Raw genomic sequence first — 17,307 nt, 5'->3', positions numbered from 1 at the left:
CCCGATTCGGAATCGTCCACGTCGCGCGAGCGCCTTTTGAAGGGACACGAACTCCAGAACGTCATTTAGCTACTAAACTACAGCCGCGACAGCCACACAAAATGCTTAATTTTCGCGTGGCCAGCTAATATCTAGCTTAAGCCTTATCGCTCAATAACCAGATCGCTGAGTGGTTTCGAACAGCAAGGCAAGAAAAATCCGGCGTTGATTTCGCGTTCGCGGATACCGCCGTTGTGGTTCATGTCGACGGTGCCGCTGACGAGTTTCGATTTGCAGGTGCCGCAGAGGCCGTTCGAGCAGGACGACGGGATTTTCACGCCGGCCTTCTTTGCGCAGGACAGCACGGTCTGATCGGATGTGACGTCAATCGTACGACCCTGCTTGGCAAACTCGACCTTGAAGGGCGCGAGCACTGCCTCGTCCGTCATCGGAGGCGGAGCGTCGTCGATCGCGGCGGGGTCAAAACTCTCTTCGATGTAATTTTCGGGTGGCACGCCGAGGTCTGCCGAAATCGTCCGTGCCGCAGCCATGAACGGAGCCGGGCCACAGCACAGGATCACCCGCTCCGTGAGGTCGGGAACAATGAGCTTGAACAGGTCGCGCGAAATCCGGCCGTGAAGGCCAGACCACGAGGTTTCGCCGGTGAGCGTCTCCGGCAGGAAATACAGGCGAAAGCCTTTCAGCTTGGTCGCAAGGCTCGCCAGTTCGTTACGGAACACCAGGTCGCCCGGCGTCCGGCTGGCGTGCAAGAAGATGACGTCGACCGGCAGCGCCGTGTCGGCAAGCTCACGCGCCATCGACATGACCGGCGTTATGCCGGATCCGCCGCTGAGGAACAGATATTTCTGGTTCGGGCGGGTGGGGCGGACGAACTGGCCCAGCGGACCGCTGGCCTGTACGGTTGCGCCGGGGGCAAGATGGTCGTGAAGCCAGTTGGAAACCTTACCACCCGGAACGCGTTTCACCGTGACCGAGATCGCGTTGGTCCGCAGCGGGGAGGAGGAGAGGCTATAGCACCGCGTCTCCGTTGCGTCGCCCGCGTCGATGTCGAAGGCGAAATACTGGCCGGCCGTAAAGGCGATGTGCTTGCCGTCCCTGGAAACGAAGGTGAAGGTTTTCACATCCGGTGTTTCCGGGTGGACGTCGATGCAAAGGAGCTCGGTGTCGGTATCCGGGTTCCAGTATGCCCGATCCAGGGGCATGTCGGCCCTGTGTGCGACCTTAATATCCATGTGCGCGCATCCGTTCGACATACCATGTTGCAAAAGCATCCAGCTGCCCCTCGGTGAAGCGCGAGTATGGACCGGGTTCATAGGCGGGATCCTCGACGCCCAGCTGTGAGCGGCTGACGAGTTCCGCATCCTGGTCGGTGGTCGCAACCCAGACACTTGTGAGCTTTTCCAGATCGTAATCGACGCCTTCGACCGCATCCCTGTGCACAAGCCATTTGGTGCGAACGAGCGTGCGGTTTGCCGAGAGCGGGATAACCATGGCGGTGACGGCGTGATCACCCATGAAATGGTTCCACGCGTTGTGGCCCCAGAGATGCGTGTCGCCCAGATCCTTGCGCGTCATCGTGCCGAGAAGCTTGGCCGATGCAGCCGTTGCGTCCGGGGTCTGCGACTCCCCTGCCCCGGCGATGATCAGGCGCTGTGTGCGAAAATTGGTTTCATGGCCGGCGAGCTGTTCCACCGGAGAGGATAGGTGGCCGTCCGCTTCCCAAGCCGCGATGCGTTCGGCGTAGAGCCGCTGATGCTCTTCCGCCTCCGCGCGATCCTCCTCGCTGAGCGTTGCCGGATCGAAGCCGAAATCGAGATCAATGAAGGAGACGCAGAGTTCCGGATGATTGGCGGCGCAATGGTAACACTCGCGATTGTTCTCCATCGTCAGCTTCCAGTTGCCCGTCTCGATCACGTCCGTCTGATGGGCAATCCTGGTATTGCGGATGTCGTAGGGCGCGAGGCGCTCCTCCATCACATGCTCGAGATGGGCGATATCCGCGGGCGGCGTCTCGGACAGACAGACATAGATCAGCCCACTGATCGAGCGGAAGTGTACCGGCTTCAGGTTATGGCAGGACTTGTCGAAATCCGTCCCCATGTGCGGTGCGTGGATGAGTTCGCCGGATAGTTCGTAGGTCCACTGGTGGTAGGGACAGACCAGTTTGGAGATGACGGTCGGACCGGCATCGAGAAGCCGGGTGCCGCGATGCCGACAGACGTTGTGCACCACACGGATCTGCTCGTCGTCGTCCCTCAGAAGGATCAGGCTTGTGGTGCCGATATCGATGATGGTGGCATCGCCGGCTTCGGGGACATCGCATTCCAGGCCCACATAAATCCAGTGCTTGCGAAAAAACACATCGAGATCGGCCTGAAAGACGTCCTCGCGCGTGTAAAGGCCTGCCGGCAGCGAATAGCCCTCGGCGCGGGAATCGAGGACTGCGGAGATGGACGACGAAAACTTGTTTAGCATGATATCCTCTTATGCATATGGCATAGAGGATGAGGCAAAACAGGCTGTTTTCAACGGCATAAATTATTGTGAAAAGCATGATAAAATATCATGCGAAGATGTGTCGGGAGATCCCCAAAATGCAGTTCCGCAAGAAATTGCCGTCGCTGACCGCGCTCGTGGCGCTGGAGGCCGCCATCCGGCATCGCAGCTTTACCGCGGCAGCCAGTGAATTGGGGGTGACGCAGGCTGCGGTCAGTCGCATGATTGCCCTTCTGGAGGATGATTTCGGCCGGCCGCTCTTTCATCGCGGCCACCGGACGATCGAACCGACTCCTGCCTGCCTCATTCTCGGCGCGACGCTAGCAGACAGTCTGTCCAATATTGCCGACAGCGTCGATGCGGTGCGCGCCAGCGTCACCGACGTCGTGACCATCGGCGCAACGATCGCATTCTCGTCGTTCTGGCTGCTTCCGAAGATCGCCGAGTTTCGCCAGCTCAATCCGGACATCCAGATTCGCGTGGTCTCACAGGACAGCAAGCTGGACCTGACAAACGGCGGCGTCGATATCGCGATCCGATATGGCGTGCCGCCTTTCAATGATGGGATCGTGCTGGGATCATGCGGGGACCGGATCTATCCTGTTTGCTCGCCGCATTATGCCGCGTCCCGTCGCGTCGAGGATTTCCCCCATGGCGGCTATGAACTGATCGAGACCGATGTTCCAAACAGAAGCTGGTATCGATGGGAAGACTGGTTTGCCCGGCGCGGCCGCAAGCCGGACAATCTGCGCTCGATCCTCCGCCTCAGCCATTACACCGAGACCATCTATGCGGCACGGGCCGGCCAGGGCGTTGCGCTCGGATGGGATGTGCTCATCAAGACATTTCTGGCTGACGGCAGCCTCGTCAAGGTGGGGGACACGGAGTTCGAGGCGGAGGGCCGTTACAACGTTCTGTTACCGGTCGATGCCAAGCGCTCCGCGATCGCCGATTTTGCAGCCGGATGGCTAACGCAGGCTCTGCAGAAAACGTCCTGAGCCGCCCCGTCCAAACGCCAAGCGTCAGACCTGTTGCGCATCCTTCTCCTGCGACGAGCCGGGCTCGACCGGAAGATCAGCCTTCATGTCGTTGGGCACGACATAGAGTTCCATGTTTTCGCGCGACAGTTCCCAGTGCTTGAAGACCAGGTCGACGACGGCGTGTTCGTCATGGGCTTTGATCGCGTCGATGAAGCCGTCATGGTGCTCGACAGCCAGTTGAAGGCGCTGCCGCATGTCATCATTGCGCGGATGGAAAAAGGTGTGGCCGATTCGGGCGTGATCGATAAGCAGCCGCCCGAGGCTGGGCTGCAGATAAACGTTGCCCGACATCTCACCCATGATCTCGTGAAACCTGTTGTTCTCCAAGACCATTTCAAGCGTGTCGAGATTCTCACTGGCGGTTCGAAATTTCTCCTGCGTATCGCGTAGGTCCGACAACTGCCTAGGCTTGAAGTTTTGCACCGCCAGCCGGCCGATTGCTGCATAAATCATTGGCGCTATAAGAAAAAAATGGCGCAGAGTTGAATGATTCAGCGGGATAACCCGCGCGCTTCTGTTTTCCCGCATGTCAATGTAGCCTTCTCCTGCGAGGCGCCGAAGCGTGTCCCGTACGGGCGTGCGAGACAGGCCATACTTCTCGCTGAGGCTGACCTCGTCCACATCCTCGTCGGGGTCGAGTTCCATCGTGAGGATCTGACGCTTGAGATCATCGTAGAGAGTGCTCTTGCCGCTCTTCATTCAATTCATTCCCCAGGCAGAAGTGTCTGATCTGCGATTGGCTTAAGGCCGACCGCCGCCGTTGGCAATCTCGATATTCAATCGGGGCTCGCGTGACAGTGCTCTTAATTTTATGGCTTTGCACAACTGTATATTTTCGGTGTAACTATTGTGTACTTTCAAAATACAATTCTGTTGACTCCTCTAAAATCTCATGCAAGCTTGTCCTCATAAGCCGACAGCGCGATGCGCGGGCCACGTCACATCGGGGATTTGAGATGAAGGGCGGCAAGAGCGAACTCTACGACGATCTCAAGCGCCGGATCCTGACGATGGAACTCGATCCCGACGAAGACCTGGACGAGATGTCGCTGAGCGAAAAGTACGGGCTGTCGCGGACCCCGGTGCGGGAGGTCTTCCGTCGCCTGGAAGGCGCAGGCTACGTGGATATCCGCACCAACCGCGGCGCTCGGGTCATCCCGATGAACCACTCGACGCTGCGCCACTTCTTCCTGGTCGCCCCGATGATCTACGCGGCGATCGGACGCCTCGCGGTTCGGAATTTCAAGGTGAAGCAGTTGTCCGAGTTGCAGACAACCCAGGAACAGTTTCGGGCCGCGAGCATCTCGCACGATGCGCTATCGATGACCCTCGCCAACAACCGGTTTCACGAGATCATCGGCGAGATGTCGGGCAACGACTACCTGCAACCGAGCCTCGGCAGGCTGCTGATCGATCATGCGCGCATCGGCCACACATTCTTCCGCCCCCGCAACGCGGACATGCAAGAGCGGCTTCGAAAATCAGTCGGTCACCACGACGGGTTCATCGCGGCGATCGCCGCCCGTGACGAAGACGCTGTCGTCGACCTCGTGTTCGAACACTGGGAACTGTCGCGCGAGAACATGGAAATGTTCATCGCACCCCAAGCACTCAAGGCGGACGCACTGGTCGTAACGCCGACGCAATCCACGGAGAAGTCATCATGAAATTCGAAGGCATCTACACGCCGGCGATCACGCCGCTCGGGCCTGACAGGCAGATCGACCGTAAGCGGTTTGCGGCAGTGTTGGAATCGCTGATCGAAGCCAAGGTTCATGGCATCATCGTCGGCGGATCGACGGGCGAATATTACGCTCAGAGCGCCCAGGAACGCTTCGAGCTTGCCGCTTACGCCAAGGATGTCATCGGGACGCGCCTCGCCCTTGTCATCGGCACCGGTGCAACGCGGACCGAAGACTCCGTTGAATATGCCAAGGCTGCGAAGGAAATCGGCGCTGACGCGATCCTGGTCTCGTCGCCGCCCTATGCGCTGCCGACGGAAAAGGAGAATGCGATCCATGCCCTGACGATCGACCGCGCCGCCAACCTGCCGATCATGCTCTACAATTATCCCGCCCGCATGGGCATCACCATGCGCGAGGAATATTTTTCCCGCGTGGGCCGGTCCAAAAACGTCGTGGCAATCAAGGAAAGCTCCGGCGAAATGGCCAACGTGCATCTCCTGGCACGCAAGTTCCCGCATATCGGCCTTTCCTGTGGCTGGGACGACCAGGCCCTGGAATTCTTTGCCTGGGGTGCCAAAAGCTGGGTCTGCGCCGGCTCCAACTTCCTGCCGCGCGAACATGTCGCCCTCTACGAAGCCTGCGTCCTTGAAAAGAATTTCGACAAGGGCCGCGCCATCATGACGGCGATGCTGCCGCTGATGGACTTCCTCGAATGTGGAAAATTCGTCCAGTCGATCAAGCATGGATGCGAGATCATCGGCCTGAAGACAGGCTCCGTGCGCGCGCCACTGCGCCCGCTCAATTCCGAAGAAAAAAGAACCCTTGAAACCGTCGTCGCGACTTTGAAGCGCACGGTTGCCCAGATCACGTCGGGAGCCAACAATGCATGAACCTTTGACCGCGGCCGAATACAAGGCAATCGCCGCCAACCTTCACCTGCCGACCAACGCCTTTATCGATGGCGCCTTCCGCCCGGCGAAATCCGGCAAGACATTCACGACGACGAACCCTGCGACCGGCGAGACGCTGGCCGAGATCGCGGCTTGTGACGCGAGCGACGTCGATGATGCGGTTGCGAAGGCCAAACAGGCGTTCGACGATGGTCGCTGGCGTCTGCTGTCTCCCGGCGACCGGAAGGCCACCCTCCTCAAACTCGCCAAGCTCCTGGAGGAAAACCGCCACGAACTGGCCGTCATGGAAAGCATCGACAGCGGCAAGCCGGTGCGCGAGTGCCAGACGGTCGACGTGCCGGACACGATCCACACGATCCGCTTTCATGCCGAACTCATCGACAAGCTTTACGACAACACCAACCCTGTCGGGCCGAATGCCCTTGCCATGGTCGTGCGCGAACCGATCGGCGTGGTCGGCTGCGTGCTGCCCTGGAACTTCCCGCTCTTGATGCTCGCCTGGAAGATCGGACCTGCGCTTGCATCGGGATGCTCCGTCATCGTCAAGCCCGCGCAGGAAACCACACTCTCCACCCTTCGTGTTGCAGAACTGGCTCTCGAGGCCGGCATCCCCGCAGGCGTCTTCAACGTCGTCACCGGCAGCGGCAAGGACGTCGGTGAACCGATCGGCCTGCACATGGATGTCGACATGGTTGCGTTCACCGGATCGACGCCGACCGGACGTCGCTTCCTCCGTTACTCGGCGGATTCAAACCTCAAGAAGGTCGTTCTGGAATGCGGCGGCAAGAACCCGGCCGTCGTCCTCGATGATGCCGAAGACCTCGACCTCGTTGCCGAGCAGGTCGTCAACGGTGCCTTCTGGAACATGGGCGAGAATTGCTCGGCGACGTCGCGCCTGATCGTCGACAGCAAGATCAAGGATGAGTTGCTCGAACGCATCGGCGCCTATCTGCGCGAATGGAAGACCGGCGATCCGCTGGACCCGGAAAATCGCATCGGCGCTCTGGTCAGCAAGGCGCACTTCGACAAGGTCAAATCCTTCCTCGACGACGTGAAGAAGGAGAAGCTATCGCTCACCCATGGCGGCGAGACCCTGAAGGGCATCTTCATCGAACCTACTGTCGTCGATGGCGTCACCCCTGCGAGCCGCCTTTTCCAGGAGGAGATCTTCGGGCCGATCCTGTCGGTAACCACGTTCGAAACGCTGGCGGAAGCCGTGAAGCTGGCCAACGACACCAATTATGGCCTCACCGCTTCGGTTTATACCGGCAGTCTGCGCAAGGCGATCAAGCTGTCGCGCGACATCCGGGCAGGCCTGGTCACCGTCAACTGCTTCGGCGAAGGTGACGCCTCGACGCCCTTCGGCGGCTACAAGGAATCGGGTTTTGGCGGCCGCGACAAGTCGATCTTCGCCCACGACAACTACTGTGAACTGAAGACGATCTGGATCGATATCTCCGAGCGCTCCGTGGACGAGACGATCCTATGATCACCAAGTCCGTCAAGCGCTTGCCTTTTGAGAATGGCGTCTCGGGCTGGGAGGCGATTAGCAAGCGACCGTTTCCAGTCCGGAGCCTGGAAGGCAACGTGACCGCGGACTGGCTGGTGATCGGCGCGGGCTTCGCGGGACTTTCCGCGGCCCGCCGCCTGAAAGAGCGTCGTCCACAGGACAAGGTCGTCATCCTTGAGGCTAGTGAATTGGGGAAAGGCACTTCGGGACGAAACTCGGGCTTCATGATCGACGTCCCGCACAACCTCTCGTCCAGTGAATATTCAAGCGGCAGCGTCGATGCCACACAGATGGAGATGGCGCAGAACCGCTCCGCGATCGCCTTTGCAGCGCAAGCGGCCGATGAATACGAAATGCCCCGCGAGACCTTCGATCCCTCGGGCAAGATCAATGCTGCCGCAACCGCGCGCGGCATGAAGCTGAACATGGCGTTCGGGCAATCGCTGAAGGGTGCGGGCGAGAAGCATGTGTTTCTCGACGCCCGTGAAATGCGCGACATCACCGGGTCGGACTATTATCTGAGCGGGCTCTACACGCCCGGCGCGGTCCTCATCCAGCCGGCCGACTATATCCGCAGCTTCGCCGCCGGGCTGTCGGAAAGCGTCGATGTGTACGAGCGCTCGCCCGTGACCGGGTTGAAGCGCGAGGGCGGAACCTGGACTGCCATTTCGTTGCGCGGAACGGTCACGGCCCCCAGGGTCATCGTCGCCGTCAACGGCCATATCGAGGATTTCGGTCACTTCGGCGGCAGGCTGATGCACATCTTTGCCTACGCCTCGATGACCGCACCCTTCGATGCCGATGGCGTGGGCAAGGAAAAATCAGGTCGCGACAAGTGGGCTCTTCTTCCCGCCGACGCGATGGGCGCTACGGTGCGCAAAATCACCAGCGGTGGACAATCGCGGATCGTGGTCCGGACGAAATACACCTACGAGACAACGGTTAATGTCAGTGAACGGCGCATGGCGAAGATGGCGGGCGAGCATCGCCGCTCCTTCGACGCCCGGTTTCCAGGCCTTGCCGATATGCCGTTCGAATACAGCTGGGCCGGCCGTCTTTGCCTCAGCCGCAACCACGTCCCGGCCTTCGGGGAAATCGAGGAAGGGCTTTATTCGGCCTGCTGCGAAAACGGCCTCGGCACCGTCAAAAGCACCCTCGCTGGCATGATGGCCGCCGACCTCGCGACCGGCTCGACCTCCCGGCAACTTGAAGAATACATGGATCACGCCCAGCCCTCCCGGCTGCCGCCGGAGCCGTTCGCATGGCTCGGCATCAATTGCGTGATCCGTTTGCAGGAATTGCGTGCAGGCCGCGAGGGATGATCCCTCGCCGCGCAATGTGAAGACTGAGCCCAGCGCGAGGCTTCAACGATAATGGGAACGCAAAATTAGGAGCGAGAAATGAAGACTCTGTGGAAGGCATTCTGCGCAGCGGCAATGGTCGGAATGACCGTCATGTCGGCGCATGCTGAAGAAAAGACCATCACCATCGGCACGATGTCCTGGGAAGACCTGACGCCGATTACCGGCATCACCAAGAAGGTGCTTGAAGATTCCGGCTACACCGTGAAGGTCGTGCCATTCTCCGAATGGGGCATCGCCTATGCTGCTCTGAGCAAGGGCGACGTCCAGATCCTGGCCTCGCAGACGGACTATGTCGCGCAGGATTACTGGGACAAGAATAAGAAGCGCCTCGAAAAGATTTCGCCGGTCTCGCACGGCCTGTTCCAGGGCGTCGCGGTTCCGAAATACGTCACCATCGATTCCATGGACCAGTTGAACGACAACGCCGACAAGTTCGGCGGCAAGATCGTCGGTATCGAGCCGGGCTCGGGCCTGATGAGGGACACGGCCAATTCCGTGAAGGCTTATGATCTCAAGCTGCAGCTCGTCGAAGGCAGTACGGCCGCGATGACCGCCGCGCTGAAGTCCGCCACCGATCGCAAGGAATGGATTGCCGTGACGATCTGGGAGCCGTCCTGGATGATGCAGAAATACGACGTCAAGTTCCTTCAGGACCCCAAAGGCGTCTTCCCTCCACCGCAGAGCTACTACTGGATCGGGCAAAAGGGCTTTTCCGCGGAGAACCCGCACGCCCGTGAAGTGATTGCCAGCGTTTATGTTCCGCTTGCCGACATCACCGCGATCAACAGCGCCGTCAACGACGGCAAGACGATGGACGAGGCGATCAAGGACTGGACCGACAGCCATGCCGACCTCCTGAAGCGCTGGGAAAACATCGCCACCGAATAAAGCCGAATGCCGGGCCTCCACATGTTTGGCGGCCCGGCTCCACATTCCACGAATGAGAATGCCGGTATCAAACCGGCTCGCGGGGAACGCTATGACCATGTCAATGAATGATGCCGGCGATATCCTGATCGACTGCCAGTCGGTCTGGAAGATATTCGGAGCCAAGGCCAAGGCGGCCGTCGAGGCGGTAAAGACAGACGGCTTGTCCAAGAAACAGATCCTGACGGACTACGACTGCGTCGTCGGCGTCTCGGACGCCAACCTTCAGGTTAGGCGCGGCGAGATCTTCTGTATCATGGGACTGTCGGGCAGCGGCAAGTCCACGCTCATCCGGCTGCTCAACAGACTGATCGAACCGAGCCTTGGCAAGATCCTCGTCAAGGGCAAGGACATCTCCGCCCTGAATGCCGCCGAACTCCGCGACATTCGTGCCCGCAACATCGGGATGGTTTTCCAGAGCGTCGCCCTCCTTCCGCACCGCACCGTTCTGGAGAATGCCGCCTTCGGTCTTGAGGTTCGCGGCGTCGGCAAGGAAGAACGATACAAGACAGCCCGCGCGGCGCTCGACAAGGTTGGCCTGTCCGATTGGACGGCGCGCTATCCATCGGAACTGTCGGGCGGCATGCAGCAGCGCGTCGGCCTGGCACGCGCCATCGCCGCCGACCCCGAGATCATCCTGATGGACGAACCATTCAGCGCGCTCGATCCGCTGATCCGCCGCCAGCTTCAGGACGAATTCCGCCAACTGACCAAGTCGCTTGGAAAGTCGGCCGTGTTCATCACCCACGATCTCGAGGAAGCCATCCGGATCGGTGACCGCATTGCCATCATGAAAGACGGGGTCATCGTCCAGGTCGGTAATGCCGAGGAGATCGTGACCAAGCCTGCGGACGACTACGTCGCCGAGTTCGTTGCCGGGATTTCCAGGATTCATCTGGTCAAGGCGCACTCCGTCATGATGCCGGTTGCCGAATACACGCGCAGCCACCCGAATGTCGATGTTGGCTCGCTGCTCCGCACCACGCCCGAAGCGGATATCGGCGCCCTGATCGAACTGACCATGCAATCGAGCCGCGATGCCGTCGCTGTTGTCGAGGGTGGCAAGGTGGTCGGCATCGTTACGATACGTGGCCTGCTCTGTGGTGTCGCCGGCAGTCCCGCCACCGTGCCCGTAGCGGCATAGATCGGAGATGGTCATGGACACGTCCCTCATCACTGACAGCTTCGACGAGAAGATCGACGATGCGCTGAACTGGATCAGCGACAATGCCTCATGGCTGTTCGACAGCATCCGGGCCGTTCTGGAGGGCACCTATGACGGCGTCCTCTGGCTCGTGCAGCTTCCACCATTCTATGTGATCGCCCTTGTCGCGGCGGCGCTGGGATGGCGGCTGATCAACGTGCCGGCCGGGCTTCTGGCAGGCGTCGCCCTGCTCGGATGCGCGGTGATGGGACTGTGGGCCGAGACCATGAGCACGCTGGCCCTGGTCATCACGGCCACGTTCATGGCGCTGCTCATCGGTATCCCTCTTGGCGTCGTGGCCGGCTTCGTCAAATCTTTCGACAGGTTCGTCGAACCGATCCTCGATCTCATCCAGACCCTTCCGCCCTATATCTATCTTCTGCCGGCGATCGCTTTGATGGGATACGGACCGGCCACGGCTCTTCTGGCGACCGTCATCGTTGCCATGCCTCCGGCAATCCGCCTGACATCGCTCGGCATCCGCCGAACCCCGCGCGAGTTCATCGAGCTCGGGCAGGCAAGTGGCCTGACGCCATGGCAGATGTTCGTCAAGATCAGGCTGCCCTTCGCAATCCCGAGCGTCATGGCAGGGATCAACCAGAGCCTGATGATGGCGTTTGGGATGGTGGTGATCGCAGGCATCGTCGGTTCCGGCGGGCTTGGCGAAACCATCTACAGCGCGGTGAGAACCCTCGATATCGCCACCTCGATCAACGCCGCCATCGCCATCGTCATCCTCACCATGGTGATCGACCGACTGACCCAGAGTGCGGCGCGCCGCGCCAATGGAGGCAAGTGATGGACCTGGACCTTGTTCGTTTCTCCCCCGGCGCTTACCTCGCCCCGGTCATCGACTGGCTGAACGCCAATTTCCATCCCTTTTTCGACATGGTGACGAAAGTGATCGAGGCCGTTCTGGGCGGCCTTGAATCGAGCCTGCTTTACCTGCCCTTCTACGCGGTCATCCTCATTGCCGTGGTTTTCGCTGCCGTCGTCGTTAATGTTCGCGTCGCGGTCACCAGCGCGATCGCGCTGACCTTCTGCTTTCTGGCGGGCCTGTGGGAGGCATCGATGCAGACGCTCGCTCTGGTGACGGTGTCGGTGTGTATCTCGGTGTTGATTGCGTTCCCGCTCGGCATCCTGGCATCCCGTTACCGCAAGTTCGAGGCGGCCATCCGTCCCGTGCTTGACATCATGCAGACGGTCCCGCCTTGGGTTTATCTCATCCCTGCCGTGATGATCTTCAGCCTCGGCCGCGTGCCTGCCATCATCGCCACGATCGTCTACGGCGTGCCACCGATGCTGCGATTGACGACGCTGGCCTTCAGTCAGGTTCCGAAGGACCTGCTGGAACTCGGGCAGGCCACGGGCGCCTCGCCCCGCGCCATCCTGTTCAAGATCGAAATCCCCGCGGCGACGCCAACACTGCTGGTGGGGCTGAACCAGTGCATTCTTCTATCGCTCGCCATCGTCGTTCTTGCAGGTCTCGTCGGAGCGGGTGGTCTTGGTGCCGAGGTGACGCGCGGCCTGACACGAATGGAAATGGGGCTTGGCCTTCGTGCCGGCCTTGCCATCGTCGCGGTCGCAATCTTCCTCGACCGGCTGTCGCGTGGTGCCCTTCAGCGCAAAGCACCGGCTACGGCCGGAAACTGACATATTCGAAAGGTCTTATCATGCGGCGCAGCTTCTTCTGCATTGACAGCCACACCTGCGGCAATCCGGTCCGTCTCGTTGCCGCGGGCGGCCCGCTTCTTCCGCATCTTCCGATCACTGAGCGCCGGGAACTATTTGTCCGCGATCATGACTGGGTGCGACAGGCTCTGATGTTTGAACCGCGAGGCCATGACATCATGTCCGGCGCGATCATCTATCCGGCCTATCGCGAGGATTGCGACTTCGCGGTCATCTTCATCGAAGTCAGCGGATGCCTGCCCATGTGTGGCGCCGGCACGATCGGTCTCGTGACCGCCGGCATCGAGGAAGGCCTGATCACGCCGCGGGTAGAAGGCAGGCTTTCCATCGAGACCCCGGCGGGCCGTGTCGATATCCAGTATGAGAAGCCCGGCGAATTCGTGGAGTCTGTGCGGATGTTCAACGTGCCGAGCTATCTCCACGCCGCAGACATCGCCGTCGATGTCGCAGGCGTCGGGCGCCTGGTCGTGGATATCGCCTATGGTGGGAATTACTACGCCGTGGTGGAGCCGCAGGCCGCGTGGTCGGGACTGGACGGCATGTCCGCCAGCGATATCGTCGATCTCAGCGTCAAACTGCGCGACGCATTGGCCAAGATCTGCGATCCGGAACATCCGGATGACCTAAGGATCAGGGGCGTGCATCACGCTCTGTGGTGCGACACGCCGACCAGCGACAATGCCGACGGGCGTGGCGCTGTCTTCTACGGCGACAAGGCCATCGACCGGTCTCCTGGGGGTACCGGCACCTCGGCACGCATGGCCCAGCTTCACGGCAAAGGTCGCTTGACTGCCGGCGAGACCTTCCGCCAGGAAAGCCTGATCGGTACGGTCTTTGAAGGGCGCATCGAGGCAGAGGTCGACGTCGGTCCGTTCCACGGCATCAAGCCGAGTGTCGGCGGCTGGGCACGCATCATCGGCCACAATACGATCTTTGTAGACGATCGGGATCCTTTGTCGCACGGTTTCCAGATCAGATGAAGGCCAAAGCGCGGTGGAGTTGAGATGAAATCGTTGGAGCCAAACGCGCCTGTCGACCGGCTGAAGATCGGTTTCGTGCTCGCGAAATCGTTCACGCTCTCTGCCTTCGCCCTCTTCGTCGACACGCTCCGCCTGGCGAGCGACGAATTCGACAGGTCAGGCCGGGTACTGGCCGACTGGGAGGTGCTCGGCAGCACGCGGCATCTGATAACGTCCAGTTGCGGCGTCAAGCTCGCGCCGACATCGGACTTCGTTGATCCCAGCCAGTTCCAGTACATTATCGTGGTCGGCGGTCTGCTCAACAACGGCCCCTCCGTCGACCAGGAAACGGTCGACTTCCTGAAGAAGGCATCGACAAAAAAGGTCAAGCTGATCGGTGTGTGCACCGGCTCCTTCATCCTTGCCGAAATCGGCCTGATGAAGGAGCACCGGACCTGCGTCAGTTGGCTGCACTACAACACGTTTCGCGAGCGCTTCCCCGACCACCAGGTTCGATCCGATCGGATTTTCAACCTCGACCGGACAAGGGGCTCCTGCGCCGGCGGCAGCAGCGCCGCCGACATGGCGGCATTGATCGTCCGTCGTCACATCAGCAAGGAAGCCGAGCGCAATGCGCTCGAGGTTCTCCACATCGAAAAGGCGCGAACCGCGCTTGCCATCCAGACCCGCAAGCCGCTCTCCATCGAGTGCAAGGATCCAAGGATCAGGGCCGTGCTGATCATGATGGAGCAACATATCGAGGGACGCCTGCCGATCGAGGAACTCGCCGCATCGGTCGGGCTCTCCAGGCGACAGCTTGAGCGCCTGTTCATGGGCGAAACCAAAAGCTCCCCCGCCCTCGTCTACCGACGGGTGCGGATGGAACGCGCCAAACAACTGCTCATCAAGACCAAGGCCTCCCTGATCGAAGTCGCCCTCGAAGTCGGCTTTGAAAACGCCTCCCACTTCTCCCGCGCCTTCTCCCAGTCATTTGGAAAAAGCCCAACGAGGATGCGCGCTACCGAGTTGAGCTAGCGGGTACTTTGACAATCCTGCAGCCGGGATCGCATTTCCTACGAGGAAGCGACCATCCCCGACATTGATGAGGGCCTTGCCCTCGCTTCCGTCAGGAAGCCGGGAAAACCACGCTAGGCGCGGGACGGATGACTGTTCCGCTCGTTGTCCCTACCCCCACCACCCCGGTGCTACCGCACGAAGCGGATATCGGTGAGATCCGCGATCCGGCGCGGCGACCTGTCGAAGCGTGCCTCGTTATCCCCTGCCAGGGGATCCACGGCGACAAGCTGACCGAAGTCGATTAGGGTCCTCGCCTGGATCGTCGAAATCCGGGTCTGGATCACACCGTCGACGTGGCTTGAGGCAAAACGCCCGAACACAAATTCCTCCTCAGGCAGCAGGTCGGCCTCCTGGCCCATTTCGTAGCCAGTCGCACACAGCTTGCCGGTGTCATCGTGAATGAAGGCGATGATCTTCCAGAAGCGCAAAGGGATTCTCACCCCGTAAAGCTCGGGATCCTTGTCGGTGAAGTAAGGTCCGGTGAAGACCGAAATCCGCATCCTGTCCTGACGGGCATGTCCGAGAGCGTAATCTTCGAGTTCGAGCCAGACCGGTGAATTGAACGATTGCATCTGCGGCGTGGCATTGGTCACATGCATGGAATCCGCGTTGCCGCGGGTGGCGATATCGGGCTCGCCCCAGGCCGGGTCTTCCCTGCGGGTCATATGGCCACGGCTGAACCTTGGCGGATCGCCGTAACATTCGTTCATGATCTGCTGCGCGCGCGGGATCCGAGGATCCCACCGCCAGCTTGGACGCTTGGTCTTCTTGGCAAGTGAACCATCGATATTGACGGCACTGAAGAAGCACATGCGACGGCTTTCGCTCATCACCACCGAGAAATGCTGATAGCGCAGCGCGGTTTCGGCCTTGCCCTCGTATTGGAACGACAACACGTCCTTGGCTGCTTCACCGGTGACCTCCGGCAAGGCGACGGAGGCTTCATTCGCCTCGTCATCATCGTCCATGTCATCTGAATCGTCGGCGTGAAGAAATGTCGCGCGATATCCCTTGCGATCACGGTAGTCGGCAACCGCTGCCTCCTCGCCGTCAAGGTCCGCCGTCTGCGTGATGTCAGGCCCTCTGCGCGGGATCGGCTGCGAAGGTTGATGGGCAACCGGCTGGCCGACGCTGATCGACACCGTCACCGGAATGGTCACGGACGCCGTCGCAAGTGCAATCGTATGATCCTGGACCGTCGAGGATGTGTCTTGCGGTCCATGGGACACTTCGACTCTGGTATCGCGCCTGGTGGTTCTATTTGCTGCATGCGGCTTCAGGACCTTGGCAAGAAGGCTGCGGATCGTATCGGCTGGAACAGCATAGTTCGTCGCCATGAACCGGCCACTGAAATGCAGGCCGAACGCCTCGCCGCTTGAAAGATCAAGCACGCAGGAGCCCGAATTTCCACCAAGGGTCGTGCAATTGTGGAGAAGCTTGCCGTCTTTGACTGCGGTGATTGCACCAGGGGCGAGCCGCTTCTTGTTATAGACCCTGCCGTAGAGATCTTCCATCAGATCCACGTCCGGGATCCTGCTGTCGAATGCTGGATAGCCGATTACCGCGACACCGTGGGACGTGCCGGGCTTTGCCGCCAGGGGAATGGGATCGGCCAGCTTCGCATCGCCGCTCAAGAGTTCGACCTGAAAGAACGCGACGTCAGGTCCCGGCTCCTCTTCGATGTACAGAGGCTTCAGAAGACGGAAAACCAGTTCATCGGGATTGTCGATCTCCTCCAGGAAATCGACACCAGCCTTCATCGCGCCGTCTGTGCCCTGCTTGAAGACGAATCCGCTGCCATTGTGTTCGGAGAACTCTTCGGCGACGTGGCGGTTGGTGACAATGATATCGTTGCGTACAAGCCAGCCGGTCCCGACCCAGTCGAACTCGGCGCCCGAAAGTTCGATGCGGCCGGCGGCGCGAATGGCAATATCAAGGGCGGGCGCGGCATCGGTCAGGCGTTGCTTCCAAATTTCGCTGTCGGCCTGGTCCTTGAAGACCAACTCCGCCTTGTTTTCCCGGATGGCCAGGATCGGCCGCTCCCGTCGAAGGATGATGCTCTCTTTGCTGATCTCGGCAAGAAGAGCGCGATGCTCCGTCGGTTCGGGTCCCGCGTTGAGATCACGCTGGACCGCAAGTTTGGGAGAAGCCAGCGCTTTTGGTGCAAGGTCGGCTCGTTCCTCTGCGAGTTCCCTGTCCTGCGATCCAATGGCAGCATTCAGCGCACGAAGCCGCTGCAGTCTCGTTTCCAGATCCGTCATCGCCATCCCCTGCTCAACGATGACGAAGTCTAATATACATTTGCGACGGTTGTATAGCGGCGCGCCACCTCAACTTGCAGAGCAGAGGCCTCGTGTGGCGGAAAACTAAGGGGAATGGTAATCGACGCTATGAACCGACGGATTGACCCACCGAAACCGTTGGTCGAGGTCGCCAACGCGA

At 60.2% G+C, this 17,307-nt stretch carries 15 protein-coding genes; 11 read left to right on the top strand and 4 right to left on the bottom strand.

Annotation, left to right across the window (positions count from 1 at the left end; translation table 11 throughout):
• Positions 1–143 precede the first annotated feature (143 nt).
• Together RHEC894_RS22960 and RHEC894_RS22955 are read right to left on the bottom strand one after the other, a co-directional pair.
• Positions 144–1,202, bottom strand: a complete 1,059-nt coding sequence (locus RHEC894_RS22960; RefSeq protein WP_085739325.1) for a hybrid-cluster NAD(P)-dependent oxidoreductase — start codon at positions 1,200–1,202, stop codon at positions 144–146.
• A 19-nt stretch (positions 1,203–1,221) separates the two neighbouring features.
• Positions 1,222–2,475, bottom strand: a complete 1,254-nt coding sequence (locus tag RHEC894_RS22955) for an aromatic ring-hydroxylating dioxygenase subunit alpha (protein WP_085739324.1) — start codon at positions 2,473–2,475, stop codon at positions 1,222–1,224.
• A 119-nt stretch (positions 2,476–2,594) separates the two neighbouring features.
• On the opposite strand from RHEC894_RS22955, the gene RHEC894_RS22950 reads away from it, so the two are divergent.
• Positions 2,595–3,494 (top strand): LysR substrate-binding domain-containing protein, encoded by a 900-nt coding sequence (locus RHEC894_RS22950; RefSeq protein ID WP_085739322.1) that lies wholly within the window; start codon positions 2,595–2,597, stop codon positions 3,492–3,494.
• Between the two features lie 24 nt (positions 3,495–3,518).
• Here RHEC894_RS22950 and RHEC894_RS22945 read toward each other — a convergent pair whose 3' ends face one another.
• Entirely contained in the window at positions 3,519–4,235 is a 717-nt protein-coding gene (locus tag RHEC894_RS22945; RefSeq protein WP_010067903.1) for a GntR family transcriptional regulator, read from the bottom strand.
• Positions 4,236–4,492: 257 nt separating this feature from the next.
• Between RHEC894_RS22945 and RHEC894_RS22940 the strand changes: the two genes are divergently transcribed.
• The 10 genes from RHEC894_RS22940 to RHEC894_RS22895 all read left to right on the top strand — a co-directional run bounded on the left by RHEC894_RS22940 (position 4,493) and on the right by RHEC894_RS22895 (position 14,823).
• On the top strand, positions 4,493–5,203 hold the full coding sequence (locus tag RHEC894_RS22940) for a GntR family transcriptional regulator (protein WP_085739321.1): 711 nt from the start codon (positions 4,493–4,495) through the stop codon (positions 5,201–5,203).
• A complete protein-coding gene (locus RHEC894_RS22935; RefSeq protein ID WP_085739320.1) occupies positions 5,200–6,111 on the top strand; it encodes a dihydrodipicolinate synthase family protein in 912 nt (303 codons plus the stop codon). Before RHEC894_RS22940 ends, RHEC894_RS22935 begins: the two co-directional genes overlap by 4 nt.
• Entirely contained in the window at positions 6,104–7,621 is a 1,518-nt protein-coding gene (locus RHEC894_RS22930) for an aldehyde dehydrogenase (protein WP_085739318.1), read from the top strand. Before RHEC894_RS22935 ends, RHEC894_RS22930 begins: the two co-directional genes overlap by 8 nt.
• Positions 7,618–8,964 (top strand): FAD-binding oxidoreductase, encoded by a 1,347-nt coding sequence (locus RHEC894_RS22925; RefSeq protein ID WP_085739317.1) that lies wholly within the window; start codon positions 7,618–7,620, stop codon positions 8,962–8,964. Before RHEC894_RS22930 ends, RHEC894_RS22925 begins: the two co-directional genes overlap by 4 nt.
• 78 nt (positions 8,965–9,042) lie before the next feature.
• Positions 9,043–9,894: a glycine betaine ABC transporter substrate-binding protein gene (locus RHEC894_RS22920; protein WP_085739316.1), complete on the top strand. Its 852-nt coding sequence runs from the start codon at positions 9,043–9,045 to the stop codon at positions 9,892–9,894.
• A 91-nt stretch (positions 9,895–9,985) separates the two neighbouring features.
• Entirely contained in the window at positions 9,986–11,077 is a 1,092-nt protein-coding gene (locus tag RHEC894_RS22915; protein ID WP_085739315.1) for a glycine betaine/L-proline ABC transporter ATP-binding protein, read from the top strand.
• Between the two features lie 13 nt (positions 11,078–11,090).
• Positions 11,091–11,936 (top strand): proline/glycine betaine ABC transporter permease, encoded by an 846-nt coding sequence (locus RHEC894_RS22910; RefSeq protein ID WP_085739313.1) that lies wholly within the window; start codon positions 11,091–11,093, stop codon positions 11,934–11,936.
• Positions 11,936–12,790, top strand: a complete 855-nt coding sequence (locus RHEC894_RS22905; RefSeq protein WP_085739312.1) for an ABC transporter permease subunit — start codon at positions 11,936–11,938, stop codon at positions 12,788–12,790. Before RHEC894_RS22910 ends, RHEC894_RS22905 begins: the two co-directional genes overlap by 1 nt.
• Positions 12,791–12,810: 20 nt before the next feature.
• Positions 12,811–13,809: a 4-hydroxyproline epimerase gene (locus RHEC894_RS22900; RefSeq protein ID WP_085739311.1), complete on the top strand. Its 999-nt coding sequence runs from the start codon at positions 12,811–12,813 to the stop codon at positions 13,807–13,809.
• A gap of 24 nt (positions 13,810–13,833) precedes the next feature.
• Positions 13,834–14,823: a GlxA family transcriptional regulator gene (locus tag RHEC894_RS22895; protein ID WP_085739309.1), complete on the top strand. Its 990-nt coding sequence runs from the start codon at positions 13,834–13,836 to the stop codon at positions 14,821–14,823.
• A gap of 170 nt (positions 14,824–14,993) precedes the next feature.
• On the opposite strand, the gene RHEC894_RS22890 is transcribed toward RHEC894_RS22895, so the two are convergent.
• Entirely contained in the window at positions 14,994–17,126 is a 2,133-nt protein-coding gene (locus RHEC894_RS22890) for a DNA/RNA non-specific endonuclease (protein WP_164517712.1), read from the bottom strand.
• Positions 17,127–17,307 lie beyond the last annotated feature (181 nt).

The organism is Rhizobium sp. CIAT894, from assembly GCF_000172795.2.
In the GTDB taxonomy this organism is placed as follows: Bacteria; Pseudomonadota; Alphaproteobacteria; order Rhizobiales; family Rhizobiaceae; genus Rhizobium.
The sequence above is the reverse complement of the archived record's forward strand: the minus strand, read 5'-3'. Positions and strand labels throughout refer to the sequence as shown.

Bases quoted from the DNA above. Each gene is read 5' to 3' on its own strand.
- RHEC894_RS22960 (WP_085739325.1), bottom strand. From the start codon at position 1,202: ATGCCCCTGGATCGGGCATACTGGAACCCGGATACCGACACCGAGCTC.
- RHEC894_RS22955 (WP_085739324.1), bottom strand. From the start codon at position 2,475: ATGCTAAACAAGTTTTCGTCGTCCATCTCCGCAGTCCTCGATTCCCGC.
- RHEC894_RS22950 (WP_085739322.1), top strand. From the start codon at position 2,595: ATGCAGTTCCGCAAGAAATTGCCGTCGCTGACCGCGCTCGTGGCGCTG.
- RHEC894_RS22945 (WP_010067903.1), bottom strand. From the start codon at position 4,235: ATGAAGAGCGGCAAGAGCACTCTCTACGATGATCTCAAGCGTCAGATC.
- RHEC894_RS22940 (WP_085739321.1), top strand. From the start codon at position 4,493: ATGAAGGGCGGCAAGAGCGAACTCTACGACGATCTCAAGCGCCGGATC.
- RHEC894_RS22935 (WP_085739320.1), top strand. From the start codon at position 5,200: ATGAAATTCGAAGGCATCTACACGCCGGCGATCACGCCGCTCGGGCCT.
- RHEC894_RS22930 (WP_085739318.1), top strand. From the start codon at position 6,104: ATGCATGAACCTTTGACCGCGGCCGAATACAAGGCAATCGCCGCCAAC.
- RHEC894_RS22925 (WP_085739317.1), top strand. From the start codon at position 7,618: ATGATCACCAAGTCCGTCAAGCGCTTGCCTTTTGAGAATGGCGTCTCG.
- RHEC894_RS22920 (WP_085739316.1), top strand. From the start codon at position 9,043: ATGAAGACTCTGTGGAAGGCATTCTGCGCAGCGGCAATGGTCGGAATG.
- RHEC894_RS22915 (WP_085739315.1), top strand. From the start codon at position 9,986: ATGACCATGTCAATGAATGATGCCGGCGATATCCTGATCGACTGCCAG.
- RHEC894_RS22910 (WP_085739313.1), top strand. From the start codon at position 11,091: ATGGACACGTCCCTCATCACTGACAGCTTCGACGAGAAGATCGACGAT.
- RHEC894_RS22905 (WP_085739312.1), top strand. From the start codon at position 11,936: ATGGACCTGGACCTTGTTCGTTTCTCCCCCGGCGCTTACCTCGCCCCG.
- RHEC894_RS22900 (WP_085739311.1), top strand. From the start codon at position 12,811: ATGCGGCGCAGCTTCTTCTGCATTGACAGCCACACCTGCGGCAATCCG.
- RHEC894_RS22895 (WP_085739309.1), top strand. From the start codon at position 13,834: ATGAAATCGTTGGAGCCAAACGCGCCTGTCGACCGGCTGAAGATCGGT.
- RHEC894_RS22890 (WP_164517712.1), bottom strand. From the start codon at position 17,126: ATGACGGATCTGGAAACGAGACTGCAGCGGCTTCGTGCGCTGAATGCT.